16 protein-coding genes are annotated in these 15,909 nt (G+C 48.7%); 6 read left to right on the top strand and 10 right to left on the bottom strand.

Annotation, left to right across the window (positions count from 1 at the left end; translation table 11 throughout):
- The first annotated feature begins 6 nt into the window (after positions 1-6).
- Complete coding sequence (locus tag B2U97_RS09735) at positions 7-1,011, top strand: isocitrate dehydrogenase (RefSeq protein WP_011234112.1); 1,005 nt, start codon at positions 7-9, stop codon at positions 1,009-1,011.
- Positions 1,012-1,056: 45 nt separating this feature from the next.
- Here B2U97_RS09735 and rlmM read toward each other — a convergent pair whose 3' ends face one another.
- From rlmM to B2U97_RS09690, 9 genes are all read right to left on the bottom strand, one after another.
- Positions 1,057-2,166: a 23S rRNA (cytidine(2498)-2'-O)-methyltransferase RlmM gene (rlmM, locus tag B2U97_RS09730; RefSeq protein ID WP_011234113.1), complete on the bottom strand. Its 1,110-nt coding sequence runs from the start codon at positions 2,164-2,166 to the stop codon at positions 1,057-1,059.
- Positions 2,166-2,546 carry a DUF423 domain-containing protein gene (locus B2U97_RS09725; protein WP_011234114.1) on the bottom strand — a complete coding sequence of 127 codons (381 nt, stop codon included), beginning with the start codon at positions 2,544-2,546 and terminating at the stop codon, positions 2,166-2,168. The genes rlmM and B2U97_RS09725 overlap by 1 nt, the downstream gene beginning before the upstream one ends.
- Entirely contained in the window at positions 2,543-3,166 is a 624-nt protein-coding gene (locus B2U97_RS09720) for an alpha/beta fold hydrolase (RefSeq protein WP_011234115.1), read from the bottom strand. Before B2U97_RS09720 ends, B2U97_RS09725 begins: the two co-directional genes overlap by 4 nt.
- Positions 3,166-4,065: a transcriptional regulator GcvA gene (locus B2U97_RS09715; RefSeq protein WP_011234116.1), complete on the bottom strand. Its 900-nt coding sequence runs from the start codon at positions 4,063-4,065 to the stop codon at positions 3,166-3,168. Before B2U97_RS09715 ends, B2U97_RS09720 begins: the two co-directional genes overlap by 1 nt.
- A 97-nt stretch (positions 4,066-4,162) precedes the next feature.
- On the bottom strand, positions 4,163-4,927 hold the full coding sequence (locus B2U97_RS09710) for an SDR family oxidoreductase (RefSeq protein WP_011234117.1): 765 nt from the start codon (positions 4,925-4,927) through the stop codon (positions 4,163-4,165).
- Between the two features lie 20 nt (positions 4,928-4,947).
- Positions 4,948-5,844 (bottom strand): 3-hydroxyisobutyrate dehydrogenase, encoded by an 897-nt coding sequence (gene mmsB / locus B2U97_RS09705; protein WP_011234118.1) that lies wholly within the window; start codon positions 5,842-5,844, stop codon positions 4,948-4,950.
- A gap of 27 nt (positions 5,845-5,871) precedes the next feature.
- Complete coding sequence (locus tag B2U97_RS09700) at positions 5,872-6,993, bottom strand: enoyl-CoA hydratase/isomerase family protein (protein ID WP_110012548.1); 1,122 nt, start codon at positions 6,991-6,993, stop codon at positions 5,872-5,874.
- 9 nt (positions 6,994-7,002) lie between these two features.
- The gene (locus B2U97_RS09695) at positions 7,003-8,160 is read right to left on the bottom strand and encodes an acyl-CoA dehydrogenase family protein (RefSeq protein WP_011234120.1); all 1,158 of its coding nucleotides are present in this window, start codon (positions 8,158-8,160) and stop codon (positions 7,003-7,005) included.
- 12 nt (positions 8,161-8,172) lie between these two features.
- Complete coding sequence (locus B2U97_RS09690; RefSeq protein ID WP_011234121.1) at positions 8,173-9,672, bottom strand: CoA-acylating methylmalonate-semialdehyde dehydrogenase; 1,500 nt, start codon at positions 9,670-9,672, stop codon at positions 8,173-8,175.
- Positions 9,673-9,740: 68 nt separating this feature from the next.
- On the opposite strand from B2U97_RS09690, the gene B2U97_RS09685 reads away from it, so the two are divergent.
- The gene (locus B2U97_RS09685) at positions 9,741-10,619 is read left to right on the top strand and encodes an EamA family transporter (protein ID WP_011234122.1); all 879 of its coding nucleotides are present in this window, start codon (positions 9,741-9,743) and stop codon (positions 10,617-10,619) included.
- Between the two features lie 8 nt (positions 10,620-10,627).
- Here the strand turns inward: B2U97_RS09685 and B2U97_RS09680 are convergent, their stop codons facing one another.
- On the bottom strand, positions 10,628-11,809 hold the full coding sequence (locus tag B2U97_RS09680) for an acetyl-CoA C-acyltransferase (RefSeq protein ID WP_011234123.1): 1,182 nt from the start codon (positions 11,807-11,809) through the stop codon (positions 10,628-10,630).
- Positions 11,810-11,887: 78 nt separating this feature from the next.
- Between B2U97_RS09680 and B2U97_RS09675 the strand changes: the two genes are divergently transcribed.
- Genes B2U97_RS09675 through B2U97_RS09660 form a run of 4 tightly spaced genes read left to right on the top strand, consistent with a single transcriptional unit; the run spans position 11,888 to position 15,898 of the window.
- Positions 11,888-12,307, top strand: a complete 420-nt coding sequence (locus tag B2U97_RS09675; protein ID WP_011234124.1) for a MerR family transcriptional regulator — start codon at positions 11,888-11,890, stop codon at positions 12,305-12,307.
- The gene (locus tag B2U97_RS09670; RefSeq protein WP_011234125.1) at positions 12,304-13,473 is read left to right on the top strand and encodes an isovaleryl-CoA dehydrogenase; all 1,170 of its coding nucleotides are present in this window, start codon (positions 12,304-12,306) and stop codon (positions 13,471-13,473) included. Before B2U97_RS09675 ends, B2U97_RS09670 begins: the two co-directional genes overlap by 4 nt.
- A 15-nt stretch (positions 13,474-13,488) precedes the next feature.
- Complete coding sequence (locus B2U97_RS09665) at positions 13,489-15,096, top strand: carboxyl transferase domain-containing protein (RefSeq protein WP_011234126.1); 1,608 nt, start codon at positions 13,489-13,491, stop codon at positions 15,094-15,096.
- Positions 15,097-15,112: 16 nt separating this feature from the next.
- On the top strand, positions 15,113-15,898 hold the full coding sequence (locus tag B2U97_RS09660) for an enoyl-CoA hydratase-related protein (RefSeq protein ID WP_153849016.1): 786 nt from the start codon (positions 15,113-15,115) through the stop codon (positions 15,896-15,898).
- The last annotated feature ends 11 nt before the right edge of the window (positions 15,899-15,909 follow it).

Raw genomic sequence — 15,909 nt, 5'->3', positions numbered from 1 at the left:
CAATTCATGAGTAGAACTATCACAGTTATTCCAGGTGACGGCATCGGCCCGGATATTGTCGAGTCTGCAACAGCCATTCTTGATAAAGCAGGTTGTGACTTTGAATATGAATACGTCGACGCTGGTCTGACTGCTTTGGAAAAAACCGGAGAGTTATTACCTCAAAATACTCTTGATGCGATTGAACGTAACGGTGTTACATTAAAAGGTCCACTGACTACTCCGGTTGGCGAAGGCTTCACCTCTATTAATGTCAGCCTGCGTAAACACTTTTCGCTATATGCTAACGTACGCCCTGTTTTGTCTTTTACCGGCACCCAAGCGCGCTACGAAAACATTGATATTATTACCATTCGTGAAAATACCGAAGGTATGTATTCCGGCTTAGGCCAAAAAGTGTCTGAAGACGGTAATGAAGCAGAAGCAGTCAGCAAAATTACCCGTGAAGGCGCTGAGCGGATTGTCCGTTTCGCCTATGAAACCGCACGCCGCGAAGGCCGTAAGAAAGTCACCGCAGTGCATAAAGCCAATATTCTGAAGTCCACTTCTGGTCTATTCTTAAAAGTAGCGCGTGAAATTGCGGAAGAGTATCCGGACATTGAATCAACAGAAATGATTGTTGATGCGGCCTGCATGCGCTTAGTTATGAACCCTGAAGAGTTTGACGTTATTGTTACCACCAACCTGTTTGGCGATATCCTGTCAGACCTGTGCGCAGGTTTGGTCGGCGGCTTAGGTATGGCACCCGGCGCTAACATTGGTAAAGACTGCGCCATTTTCGAAGCTGTACACGGCTCAGCCCCGGATATTGCCGGTAAAAACCTGGCAAACCCAACCTCAGTTATCTTAGCGTCAATTCAGATGCTGGAATACTTGGGCATGCAAGAGCAAGCCGAAAAAATCACCAAAGCACTAGAAGACGTGATTTCCAGTGGTGACCGTACCACTCGTGATTTAGGCGGTTCGCACGGTACCACTGATTTTACTCAGGCAGTTATTGAGCGTCTTTAAGGCGAAAGGCATAGCCATGAATGAACTCAGGCTATGCCATTAAAGCTAGCTGCGGGGCAGCCAGCGCAAGTGTACGGTAATTTCTTCACGGTCGTGGTAAAGGTGCTTGGCCTGAATTTCAAACGGCTTAGTCCCCTCGGTTTGTAGTTGTTCTTTAATCTGATCCAGGTAGCCTTTAACTGCGGCATAGCGCTGACGCATTGGTAACTTAAGGTTAAAGATGGCTTCTTCACAGTCACCTTCGAGTAACCAACTGGTCATCAGCTCGCCGACACGTGCGGGTTTTTCAACCATATCGCACACCAGCCAGGTAACATTTTTGCGTTTCGGACGAAATTTAAAGCCGTCTTCCTGAATGTGCTTAACCTGCCCGGTTTCCATTAAGGACTCAGCCATCGGGCCGTTATCAACCGCTTGCACCATCATACCGCGGCGAACCAGCTGATAAGTCCAGCCTCCCGGCGCTGCACCAAGATCTACCGCCTTCATGCCCGAGTGAACACGTTTTTCATGTTCGTTTTCAGGTACAAATACCTGAAAGGCTTCATCCAGTTTTAACGTTGAACGGCTTGGTGCCTCTTTTGACATACGCAAACGCACAATACCACCGTTGTGTAAGGTTTGGTTATAGCTGTATGAATAGCCCACCAAGGCATGCGCCGGGTTGACGAATAACACATGCAGCATCGGTCGTTTAGCTAGCGGCTTATTACTTAAAAGCTCTTCTTTACGCAACGCCTGACGCAGCGGCACGCTGAATTTTCGGCAGAATTTGGATAGCTGGTTAGCTTCATTAGTATCTGGAGTTCCCACCCGTAACTCACCGGCTAAACCGAACGTTTCCTGATGAGGTTTTAATACCTTAATGACTTCGCTGGCACGGTCTTCAATACCGGCCACTTTAACAGGCCCCAGCAAGGCAAACATTTCGCGCGCAAAGACCAGGTCTTTCAGCGTCAGTTTACGGGCAATATGCTCTGCTTCTTCGTGCTGGCAATGATAGGTAACGTAAGCTTGCTCGGGTTGTGTCTGGCAATAACCATAAACACCCAGTTCCGCGGTTTTATCCTGAATTTCAGCCGCGCAATCACCTTCGAACCCTGCACGACACAGCAATACAATGCCACTACCTCTGCCGTTAACAATTTCACTCATTAACTACCTGCTCCTAACTTTATTGCGCCAACTAATAAACTGACCCAGCCAGCAATAAATAATACCCCGCCAATGGGCGTTATAGGTCCAAACCATTTAACACCGGTAAGCGCTAAGGCATACAAACTGCCGGAAAATAAAACCACGCCCGCCAGCCACAAATAACCACTGACAACAAACCAGACTGACTGTGACTGCTTTAACCAAAGCGCTAAAACAAACAGTGCCAACGCGTGATAAAATTGATAAGTGACTCCGGTCTCAAAAGCGCTCAGCAAACTCTCGCTTAATTTCGATTTTAAACCGTGCGAAGCAAAAGCGCCCAACATAACGCCGGTACCGCCTAAAATGGCGGCCACAATTAAAAATATCTGACTCATTGAATAAACTCCTTAATGGCATCTGCGGCCTGTTGCCAAAGCTTAGGCGTATTCTCCGCTTTGGCTTTTGTGGCGGCAAAACCGTGATCGGCACCCTCTAGCCACTGCAACTGCCAGTTATGCGGCAACTCCACGCTTTGCCCCTGCTCCGCTCTTTTTAAAAGCGGTTTACTGAACGGGTCCCGTGTTCCCTGCAAAATAAGACCGGGCGCCTGCGTCATTTCTAATTCTTCAAGGCGTGACTTCTCAGGTTTTTGCGGCGGATGGAACGGAAACCCCAAAGCAATTACTGCTTTCGCGCCGTATTTATCGGCTAAACGCAACATCACCCGGCTTCCTAATGACTTACCCATCAAAACTAACGGCTTATTATCTTGCTGTAATTCGCTCAATAGTTCATCGATCGCATCGAGCAATGCCTGCATTTTATTCGGCGGCCGGGGTTTCCCGGTTTCTCGAACCTTTTCCCAATAAGGAAAGTCCGGACGCACAAGCTCTGCGCCAAGCGCTATGCCCTGCTCCGCAAAGAAATCCATAAAAGCTGTGTCGGGACCGCCTCCTGAACCGTGCAAAAACACGATGCGGAAGGCTCCTTCCGGGTTCTGTTGTTGATAACGCATTATTGGTTAAACTCTTGCTCTTCTTTTTGAACCAAGTTTAGCAACCACTGACGGAAGGTCGCGATTTTACCTATCTCCGCCTGATTGTCACGACAAACCAGATAAAACGCTTTATTCCGCTGCAAAGCCTGAGGGAAAATACGAACCAGGTGGCCACTGTCAATTTCAGACTTCACCAGCACATTATTGGCTAATGCAATGCCCTGCCCGTGGACCGCCGCCTGTAAAGCCAGGCTCGAATGACTGAATACCGGTCCGTTATCGCCTTTATACTGAGGTAATCCCACCAACTGAAACCAGTCCTTCCAGGCATTACGGGTTTCGTCGTGCAGCAAAGTTTGCTTGAATAAATCTATCGGCTCTTTGATATTCGCTTTGTTCAGTAACAACGGCGAACAAACCGGCCACAAATACTCTTCGTGTAGCTGGTAAGCCTTTACGCCGGGCCAACGGCCATCGCCATAGTAAATAGCAACATCCACGTCATCGGTTAACGAACCACTGATTTCATCCACAGCTTTAATACGAATGTCCATATCCGGATGTTCTTCGCGAAAACTACTGAGCCGCGGAACAAACCATAAAATAGCGAAACTGGGCGGAACCGACACGGTCAAAGCCCCACGCTCAGACACTAGCCGAAGTTTATCGGTAGCCTGCGCCAGTTGCTCAAAAATATCCCGTAATTCTAAGTAGTATTCCTGCCCTTCTTCGGTCAGCAACAGCGAGCGGTTACGTCGAATAAAAAGCTTAAGCTCAAGAAAGTCTTCTAACGCTTTTACCTGGTGACTGACGGCCGCCTGGGTCACAAATAACTCTTCGGCTGCTTTGGTAAAACTGAGGTGACGCGCTGCCACTTCAAATGATTTAAGTGCGTTTAAGGGAGGTAATTTCCGCATGCCATTAACTAAAAAGCGTCTCTGTTTAGTATATAACCACCACTATAACAGAGACGCCCTTTGTTCGGCTATTTATCATTACTTTATCTAATGTGACTTACAACCGAACGCCGCCGTCAATTTCGACCACACGGCCGCTGAAGAAGTCATTTTCAATAATGTAGCGCGCACTGTGGGCAATTTCATTGGGCTGGCCCCAGCGTTTTAGCGGAACCATAGACAACGCGCGATCAACCGCTTCAGGTTTCATCTGTGCCGTCATTGGAGTTTCAATAAAACCCGGCGCAATGGCACCGCAGCGAATGCCGTAACGACCCAATTCACGAGCCCAGGTGACTGTCATGGCAACCACACCAGCTTTGGTTGCGGAATAGTTTGTCTGTCCCATGTTGCCAGCACGCGCGACGCTGGAAATATTGATGATAACGCCTTTCTTACCGGCTTTTACCATCTGTGCCGCGGCTTCACGGCCGCATAAGAAGGTACCGGTGAGATTCACATCCAGTACCGACTGGAACTGTTGTAAAGGCATTTTCTGTTTCAGTTCGCCGTCTTTGAATTTGATCAGCAAGCCGTCACGCAATAGGCCTGCGTTGTTCACCAGCACATCAATGCCATCAAACTCTTGCTGAATTTGCTCAAATACGGTTTCTACCGACTCTTCGTCGGTGATATCAACTTCATAACCAACCACTTTGGCTGCGCCCAGCTTTTCGCATTGCTCCTGAGCTTCACCTAATACGTCGCCGTTAATATCAATAAGCGCAAGTTTGGCACCTTGTCTGGCGAAATCTTCAGCCATCGCAAGGCCCAGCCCCTGAGCACCACCGGTAATAACAATGACACTGTCTTTAATTTGCATGTGTTTCCCCAATTCTTAGGTTACTTCTGTGACTTAGGTGCCACATAATTAAAAATACTGGAAAAGTCCTGGCGACCATGGCCTTGCTCAGACCAGCTGTGGTAAAGGTTGCGAGTCAGTGATCCCATAGGCGTTGCGGCACCACTTTCTAATGCGGTTTGTTGCGCCAGACCTAAATCTTTAGCCATTAAGTCAACCAGAAAGCCGCCTTGGTAGTCGTTACTTGAAGGCACGTTGTCCATTACCCCTGGGCACGGATTATATACCTGTAATGTCCAATTACTACCCGAGCTTGCCAGCATAATTTCCGATAAAACTTTCGGGTCCAACCCGTTAGCCTTACCTAATTGCAGAGCTTCAGAAGTACCCACCATTAATACTGACAACAACATGTTATTACAGATTTTTGCAATCTGTCCGGCACCGACATCACCGGCGCGGAAAACATTTTTGCCCATGTCGTTAAGCACGCTACGAGCCCGGTCAACGTTAGTTTCTGTACCACCGCAAATAAAGGTTAAGGTACCCGCTTTCGCGCCACCAACACCGCCAGAAACAGGAGCGTCGATAAAGGCAATACCAGCTTTCTCTAACTGTTCACCCACATACATAGCGGTTTCAGAAGAAATGGTACTGCAATCAATAACGAGCTGATCTTTATTCAGCTTGTTGATTAGGCCGTCGTCACCAAGGTAAACGCCTTTTACGTGACGGTCTGCAGGCAGCATAGACACCACAAATTCAGCTCCGTCGATGGCTTCAGCTGCTGTTTTCGCAGCCTGTGCACCGTCAGCAACTATCGCTTTAAGTGCTTCTTCCGATAAGTCAAAAGCCTTAACCTTGTGGCCGGCTTTTGCCAGATTGCTGGCCATTGGGCCACCCATGTTACCCAGTCCAATAAATCCTACGGTTGCCATAAAGGCACTCCTTCTTGTTAATTCGTTTTATTTATCAAGATCGGCTAATGGATGCGTTCGCTCGCCCCAGGGCGGTAAAAAGAATGCATCAATCTCTTCCGCTGGTACTTCGGCTACCGAGCTATGCTGCCATTGTGGATTCTTATCTTTATCAATCAGCAGTGCCCGAATACCTTCCGCAAAGTCACCACGAACTGCACAGTTACAGGACAAGGTTAGCTCTAAACGGAAACAGTCAGCCAAAGACAAGTCAGAGCCTTGCTGCAACTGGTTCCAGACCAGGTGCGATGTAAACGGACAACCATTGGCCAGGTTCTTACGCGCCCGCGCTAGCCATTTATCATCAGTTTCGTCATTGACAATACGTTCAACAATTTCACCGATATCATTGCCCGTTGTCAGCTCTGTTATTAGCTTCTGATGCGGTTCTACCTGAGGCGTGGGTAATGCCGTTGGGTCACTACTTGCCACGTCACTCAGTAAGTCCGTCACTTTTTGTTTGTTCAGAGCCTCGGTATTGCCCCATTGAACTTCTTTCAGCTTATTCAGAATGCTTTCTTTGCTCTCATGCCCAACAAAGTGATCGGCCAGGTTCAGATACAGTGCATCGTTCGCATTCATCGTTGCGCCGGTAATACCTAAGAACAAACCGCAACCTCGTGGCATGCGATTAAGGAAGTAGGTCGCACCAACATCCGGGTACAAACCAATAGTCACTTCTGGCATAGCCAGTAACGAACGTTCGGTCACAATACGGTGGCTGGCGCCATTCATTAGCCCCATACCGCCGCCCATCACAATGCCGTCACCCCAGCAAATAAGAGGTTTAGGGAAGGTCTGAATAAAGTAGTCCAGTTGATATTCCTGGGTGAAGAAGTTTTCGACTTCTTCCACTAATTTGCCCGGCTCTGCCTGCATGGCTTTATACATAGCCACAATGTCACCACCGGCACAGAATGCTTTTTCACCGGCACCCTGTAACCAGACACAAGCAACTTTGTCATCTTCTGCCCATTTTTTCAGCTGCGGTAACAGCTTTTCAGCCATTGCCAGGCTTAGGGCATTCAATGATTTCTCGGAATTTAACGTAGCAACGCCGATGACTTTGTCACCGGCGTTCAGTTCTTCAAAAAGTACAACGTCTTGCATGGAATCTCCTTACAAGATTTCGCGATCGTTATCAGCCAGAATGCGACGTCCAATAATCATGCGCATAACTTCGTTTGTGCCTTCCAGGATCTGGTGCACACGAACATCACGCACATGGCGCTCTAACGGATACTCTTTAATGTAGCCATAACCACCGTGCAGCTGCAGTGCGTCGTTACACACTTTAAAACCAACATCGGTCGCAAACTGTTTTGCCATAGCACAATAGGTAGTTTTATCAGCATCGTTGTTATCGACTTTACTGGCTGCCAGACGCACCATTTGACGGGCTGCAACCAGCTCAGTCGCCATATCGGCTAACTTAAACTGTAGCGCCTGAAAAGCCGCGAGGGGCTTACCAAATTGCGTACGTTCCTGCATATAAGCTTTGGCAGTATTTAATGCCGCCTGCGCAGTACCCACAGAACATACCGCAATGTTAATGCGTCCGCCGTCTAAGCCCATCATGGCAAACTTAAAGCCTTCGCCTTCTTTACCCAGCAGGTTTTCTGCCGGAATGCGAACGTCTTCAAAGGTCACTAAGCGGGTTGGCTGGGCGTTCCAGCCCATTTTATCTTCGGCTTTACCGTAAATAACTCCTTTGGCGTCCGCCGGTACAGCAAAGGCAGAAATGCCTTTAGGTCCGTCTTCGCCAGTACGAGCCATAACCACTAAAACGTCAGTTTCACCGGCACCGGAGATGAACATTTTAGAGCCATTTAAGACGTACTCGTCGCCGTCTTTTTTCGCACTGGTACGCAAGCTGGCAGCGTCTGAACCAGAGCCTGGTTCGGTCAGGCAGTAAGAGCCAAGCTTCTCACCGGTAACCAACTCGGACACCCACTGGTCAATCACTGACTGTTGGCCGAAAGAACCAATCATCCAGGTGACCATGTTATGAATGGTCATCATGGCCGTGGTTGCGGTACAACCACCTGCCAGCTGCTCAAAAATAAGCGCTGAGTCCAGACGGCTCATTCCGAAGCCGCCAGCCTCTTCCGGCGTATACATGCCCATAAAGCCCATTTCACCAGCTTTACGGAACACTTCAACGGGGAAATAATGCTCTTCGTCCCACTTAGCCGCATTAGGCGCCAGCTCTTTGTCGGCAAAAGCTTTGGCAGTATCCACAAAGGCTTGCTGGTCTTCTGTCAATTCGAAATTCATCGTTATCCCCTATTATCTCAGGTTAATTGACATGTTCGGACCTGCTGGATCTTCAAGGTCGCTCTCAAACCAACGCGCCGTTACCGTCTTAGTTTCGCTGTAGAAACGAACGCCCTGCTTACCATAAGCGTGAAGGTCACCAAAGAATGAACGCTTCCAGCCAGTAAATGAGAAGAACGGCAGCGGTACCGGAATTGGAATGTTGATACCGACCTGACCCACTTCAACTTCGTGCTGGTATTTACGCGCGGCGGCACCACTTGCGGTAAAGATAGAAGTACCATTACCGTAAGGGTTGTTGTTAACCAATTCCAAAGCGTCTTCAAGGCTGTCCACTTCTGTGGCGCACAATACCGGACCGAAAATTTCTGTTTTATAGATTTCCATATCCGGCGTTACGTTAGAGAACACTGTTGGGCCAACCCAGTTACCATTTGGCAGACCGTCAACTTTGCAATTACGACCATCAACCAGCAATTTAGCGCCTTCTTTCTCACCCTGAGTAATCAAAGCTTCAACGCGTTCTTTCGCTTGTGGACTAATAACCGGGCCATAAGCGGCACCTTCGTCATTCCATGCGCCCGGACGAACCTTAGCAATAGCTTCCGCTATTTCAGGGATCCACTCTTTTGCCGCGCCAACAAATACTGCGACAGAAATAGCCATACAACGTTGACCCGCCGCACCGACAGAAGAGCCAACCATATTATTGATGACTTGCTGTTTATTGGCGTCAGGCATAATAACGCAATGGTTTTTCGCACCAGCAAAAGCCTGTACACGCTTACCATTTTCCGTACCACGGCGGTAAATATATTCAGCAACCGGCACTGAGCCTACAAAAGACAAGGCACGAACGTCCGGGTGGTCTAACAGAAAATCGACCTGTTCTTTATTGCCGTGCAATACCTGCAGTACGCCTTTAGGTGCGCCAGCTTCTTCGAACAGTTCAGCCAAACGGGTTGGCGTTAACGGATCTTGCTCGGAAGGCTTCAGAATGAAGGTATTACCACAAGCAATGGCCAGCGGGAACATCCACAGTGGGATCATCGCCGGAAAGTTAAACGGCGTAATACCAGCGCAAACACCTAATGGCTGAGTGTAGCTGTAAGAATCAATTTTACGAGCAACGTTTTCAACTGTCTCGCCCATTAATAACGAAGGAATATTCGCTGCGTGTTCAACCACTTCTATACCACGCCAGACATCACCTTTGGCATCTTCAAAAGTTTTACCAGTTTCTTGCGCCAGAGTCTCTGCAATTTCTTCCTGATGTTCTTTTAACAAGGCCTGATAGCGCATCATTACGCGAGCACGCTCAGAAACAGGCACTTCTTTCCAGGTTTTAAAAGCTTCACGAGCACTCTCAACCGCTGCGTCCATTTCGCTTTGAGTAGCAACTGGCACTTGAGCGATAACTTCCTGAGTTGCCGGGTTGGTGACAGGAATCCACTGTTCTGACTTCGAGGCGACAAATTCGCCATCTATATACAGAGGCACTTTCTTAGACATAATTCACCTTCTTATTGTGTTATTTTGTCATCTATTGATGAGCTAAATTTAGTTAAGTGAGCCTTAACGTGACCCTCTTAATTCTGATTACTTTACTTTGGGCCGCCAGCTTTTCGCTAATCGGCGTTTATCTTGCCGGCCAGGTTGACGGTTATCTTGTTGTCTTTATCCGTATGGTTTTAGCCTTAATAACGGTTTTGCCGTTATTCCGCTGGAGGCATCTGTCACCACAAAATGGGCAACTACCTCAACTAGCTAAACTGGCCGTTATTGGCGCTGTACAAATTGGCGCCATGTATTTGTTTCTTTATCATGCGTTTTTGTATTTGAGCATTGCCGAAGTGCTTTTGTTCACTATCTTTACACCACTCTACATAACGCTAATTGACGAGCTGATACTTAACCGCAAGCATCTGCCGCTGTTATGGTGGATAGCCGCTGCGGTATCGGTATGCGGCGCCGCCATCATTCGCTATCAACCCTTGTCCGATGATTTCATCACCGGCTTCTTTTTAATTCAGGCAGCCAATGCGTGCTTTGCCGCCGGTCAAGTTGCTTATAAACGTTTACCCACGGGTAAAACCTTAGAACAAAGCCAGCAATTTGCCGCCTTTTTCTTTGGCGCCAGTGTTATCGCCGGCCTTGGTGTTTTATTCTTTGGCGACTTAACCAAAATGCCGACCACCAATCTTCAATGGGGCATTTTATTGTGGCTCGGTATTGTTGCCTCCGGGCTTGGTTACCTTGGTTGGAACCTTTCCGGTAAACGAGTCAATACCGGGCAACTGGCCACCATGAACAATGCGTTAATTCCCGCGGGCATTTTGGTTAATGTCATTTTTTGGGAACAGTCTTTCGACTATACCCGGTTAAGCATTGGCGCTCTTATTATTATTCTTGCCGTATGGCTGGCAGGACGGGTTAACAAACTTAAACCCGCCCGCTAACCAACGCTTTAGATCATTTCTACGGCCAGAGCAACGGCTTCACCACCACCAATACACAGTGAGGTGATACCCCGTTTCTGGCCTTTTTGTTTCAGTGCATGCAGCAAAGTAACCAATAACCGCGCACCACTTGCGCCAATAGGATGCCCTAAAGCACAGGCTCCGCCATGCACATTCACTTTAGCCGGATCCAGTTTCATTTGCTGAATAGCCAGCATGGTAACCATGGCAAAGGCTTCATTAATTTCCCATAAATCGACGTCGTCTTTAGTCCAGTCCAGCTTACTCAGCAAAGAATTCATTGCACCAATTGGGGCAACGGTAAATTCAGACGGCGCCTGAGAATGCGTAGTATGACCCATAACTCGCGCCAGCGGCTGCAGGCCTTTGGCCTTTGCATCGCTCTCACGCATTAAAATAAGTGCTGCTGCGCCATCAGAAATAGAACTGGAATTAGCCGCAGTAATGGTGCCGTCTTTTTTGAATGCCGCACGCAACTGAGGAATTTTGTCCAGACGCGCTTTACCCGGTTGCTCGTCAGTATCGACAGTGACGTCGCCTTTACGAGTAGAATATGTAACTGGGGTGATTTCGTCTTTAAAAAAGCCATCTTTAATAGCAGCCTGAGCTTTGGTAAGTGAATGAATGGCAAACTCATCCATTGCTTCACGACCCAGACCGTATTCGTCAGCGGTGTCCTGTGCGTAACACCCCATAGCTTTATGCTCGTAGGCGTCTTCCAAACCGTCCAGCATCATATGATCCAGCACTTGTCCGTGCCCCATACGATAACCGCTGCGGCCTTTTGGCAGCATGTAAGGTGCATTCGACATGCTTTCCATGCCACCGGCCAGTACCACGTCTGCTGAGCCCGCTTTAATTAAATCGTGCGCCATCATTGCAGCTTTCAATCCGGAGCCGCATACTTTATTAATGGTGGTCGCGCCCGTTGAGCGAGGTAGATCCGCATGCAGCATTGCCTGACGCGCTGGTGCCTGACCTAAACCGGCAGGTAACACATTGCCCATGATTACTTCTGAAATATCATCGGCTGCTAAACCGCTGTTATTCAGCGCTGCTTTTATCGCGGTTGCGCCCAAATTGGGGGCGGTAACTTCACTTAAGCTGCCCTGAAAACCGCCCATTGGCGTACGGTTGGCCGCTACTATAACGATTGAATCGCTCGACATTTTTCCTCCAAATGCACTTTACGTTAACGTAAACTTCCTCTAAGCTTAGATCTTAGGACAACCAAAAAGCAAGTACCGATGAACAATAAAGTGACCTACAGTATTGGCGAACTGGCAAAAGAATTTGACATTACCACCCGCAGCATTCGTTTTTATGAGGACGAAGGCTTGCTTTCCCCCAGACGCCAGGGGCAACAGCGCATATATACCAACAAAGACCGGGTTCGTTTAAAGCTGATTCTACGCGGCAAACGACTCGGTTTTTCACTGGCCGAAACCCGTCGTTTGTTCGAACTTTACGACGCGGATAATAGCAGTGCGGCCCAGCTCGAAAAGGTACTTGAGCTGGTCAGTGAGAAAAAACACTCACTCAAACAACAAATGGAAGATATTAATGTGTTACTGACCGAACTCAGTGGTCTGGAGCAACGTTGCCAAGACGAGCTCGAGAATATTCAGTCGTCAGTTTCAGAAGTTCATTCTCAGGAGTCGTTATGATCAGTCAATATACCACCTTTAACTTTGGTCTCGGCGAAACAGCCGATATGATCCGTGAACAGGTTAATGCCTTCGCGCGTGATGAAATAGCCCCACGCGCCGCCGAAATTGATGAAAAAAATGAATTTCCCGGCGATTTATGGCAGAAACTTGGCGACATGGGTCTGCTGGGCTTAACCGTTGCCGAAGAATATGGTGGTTCCGGCATGGGCTACCTTGAACATGTTATTGCTATGGAAGAAATTAGCCGCGCTTCTGCCTCGGTTGGCTTAAGTTATGGTGCCCATTCAAACCTCTGTGTTAACCAAATTCATCGCAACGGTAACGAAGAACAAAAACAAAAGTATTTGCCTAAACTATGCACCGGTGAGCACGTTGGTGCTTTAGCTATGAGTGAACCTAATGCCGGTTCTGATGTAGTCAGCATGAAATTACGTGCAGAGAAGAAAGGCGACAAGTACATTCTGAACGGTAATAAAATGTGGATCACTAACGGTCCGGAAGCTAATGTCTTTGTCATTTACGCGAAAACCGAACCCGAGAAGAACTCACGGGGCATTACGGCCTTTATCGTTGAAAAAGACACACCAGGATTCAGCCAGGCGCAAAAACTCGACAAACTGGGTATGCGTGGTTCAAATACCTGTGAACTGGTCTTCGAAGACGTCGAAGTCCCCGAAGAAAACATTCTGGGAGAGCTAAACGAAGGCGTTAAAGTGTTGATGAGTGGCCTTGATTACGAGCGCGCTGTTCTTGCAGCGGGTCCTTTAGGCATTATGCAGGCCTGCCTTGATACATGCGTACCTTATATTCATGATCGTAAACAGTTCGGTAAAGAGATCGGCGAATTCCAGCTAATTCAGGGCAAAGTTGCTGATATGTACACTCGCACCAATGCGGCGCGTGCCTACGTTTACGCCGTGGCTCAATCTTGCGACCGTGGCGAGACCACTCGTAAAGATGCCGCCGGAGCAATTCTTTACGCCGCAGAATTAGCCACTCAGCTAGCACTGGACGCTATTCAGTTATTGGGCGGTAACGGCTACATTAACGAGTACCCCACAGGACGCCTGCTACGTGACGCCAAGCTTTATGAAATCGGTGCTGGTACGTCAGAAATTCGCCGTATGCTCATTGGCCGCGAACTGTTCACTGAATCCAAATAATAAGGAGGCAACGCCGTGGCGATTTTATCCAGTAAAATCAACACCCGCGATGCACAATTTGCAGCTAACAGCGAGTCTATGCAGACCGTCGTTAACGACCTGCAGGAAAAAGCGGCAAAAATTCATCAAGGTGGCGGTCCGAAGTATCAGGAGCGCCATTTGTCCCGTGGTAAGTTATTGCCCCGCGACCGTATTAATAAACTACTGGACGCGGGTTCACCGTTTCTGGAAATAGGTCAGTTTGCGGCCTGGGAATGTTACGAAGACTACGTTCCTTCTGCTGGTGTGGTTGCCGGTATTGGTCAGGTTGAAGGCACTGAGTGCATGATCATCGCCAACGACGCCACCGTTAAAGGCGGTACTTATTACCCGCTAACCGTAAAAAAACACCTGCGCGCTCAGGAAATTGCCGAGCGTTGCCACCTGCCTTGTATTTATCTGGTGGACTCTGGCGGTGCTAATCTGCCCCGTCAGGATGAAGTATTCCCGGACAAAGAACACTTTGGTCGCATTTTCTTTAATCAGGCAAATATGTCAGCCAAAGGCATTCCACAAATTGCGGTGGTTATGGGTCTTTGTACCGCAGGCGGTGCTTACGTACCGGCTATGGCCGATGAAAGCGTCATTGTAAAAGAGCAAGGCACTATTTTCCTTGCGGGTCCGCCGTTAGTTAAAGCTGCAACAGGTGAAGAAGTCTCAGCCGAAGAGCTCGGCGGTGCCGATGTGCACACACGCATCTCCGGTGTTGCGGATCATTTTGCTCACAACGACGAACACGCTTTAGCCTTAGCGCGTCGCTCAGTAGCCCGCCTTAACCGCGGTGAACCAACTAAGCTCGACCGCCAGCCAGCCAAACCGCCGCGTTACGACGCAAAAGAGCTGTATGGCATTGTCGGCACTGACTTGCGTAAACCTTATGATGTACACGAAGTGATTGCGCGCATTGTCGATGACTCAGACTTTGACGAATTTAAAGCCAATTATGGCAATACATTGGTGACCGGCTTTGCCCGCATTGACGGCTACCCGGTAGGCATTGTCGCAAACAACGGTATTTTGTTCTCTGAATCGGCACAAAAAGGCGCTCACTTTATTGAGCTTTGCGCCCAGCGCAAAATTCCACTGGTGTTCTTACAAAACATTACCGGCTTTATGGTCGGTAAAAAATACGAAGCCGAAGGCATTGCCAAGCACGGCGCGAAAATGGTGATGGCGGTTTCCTGTGCCAAAGTACCTAAGTTTACCGTGTTAATCGGTGGCAGCTACGGCGCCGGTAACTATGGCATGTGTGGTCGCGCCTATGACCCAACCATGATGTTCATGTGGCCTAATGCCCGTATCTCAGTTATGGGCGGTGAGCAAGCTGCAGGCGTTATGGCGCAGGTGACTAAAGACAACTTAGCCCGTAAAGGCGAAAGCTTAAGTGAAGAGAAAGAACAGGCGCTGAAAAAACCCATTGTTGAGCAGTACGATAAGCAGGGGCACCCCTATTATGCGTCAGCGCGCTTATGGGACGATGGCATTATTGACCCGGCACAAACGCGCGAAGTTCTGGCATTGAGCCTTGCCGCTTCATTAAATGCACCGATTGAAGACAGCCGCTTCGGCGTCTTCCGCATGTAATCGGAGGTTATTAATAATGGCAAAATACACCAAGCTTGATATTAACGACCAGGGCGTTGCCACGCTGACATTGAACCGGCCTGACGTTCACAACGCGTTTGACGACGTGATGATCGCAGAGCTGCTGCAGGCGTTAAAAGAAGTTGAAGAAAGTGCCAGCGCGAGAGTGCTGGTGCTTCGCTCAGAAGGTAAAAACTTTTCTGCCGGTGCGGATCTTAAATGGATGCGCTCCATGGCCGATAAAAACTACCAGCAAAACGTGGATGACGCGGGTGAGCTTGGGCTGTTAATGGAGCGTCTGGACTTGCTCAGCAAGCCCAGCATTGCTTTAGTCCAGGGAGCCGCTTTCGGCGGTGCCGTAGGCCTGGCCGCTTGCTGTGACATTGTACTAGCGCAGCCGCGCAGCAGCTTCTGCCTGAGTGAAGTCAAAATTGGGCTTATTCCTGCGGTTATCAGCCCTTATGTTGTGCGTACTATTGGCGAGCGCCAGTCGCGTCGCTATATGCTCACCGCCGAGCGCTTCTTTGCCGACAAAGCACAGGAGCTAGGTCTGGTTAACGAAGTTGTAGAAGATTTCGAGGAGCCACTGAATAAGTTATTAGAAGCTCTTCTAGCCAATAGTCCACAAGCGGTAGACGCCTGTAAGCAACTGATTCGCGATGTTGGTTCACGTCCAATTGATAAAGACGTGCGTGAACACACCATTAAAGCCATTGCCGAAATTCGCGTGTCGGAACAAGGTCAGGAAGGACTCAGTGCGTTTCTTGAAAAACGCCCCGCCGCCTGGCTTAAACAGAGTTAACAACAGGTCTC

It is taken from the genome of Idiomarina sp. UBA3176, from assembly GCF_002364295.1.
GTDB classification, from domain to species: domain Bacteria; phylum Pseudomonadota; class Gammaproteobacteria; order Enterobacterales; family Alteromonadaceae; genus Idiomarina; species Idiomarina loihiensis.
This window is presented reverse-complemented; position numbering and strand designations above follow the sequence as displayed.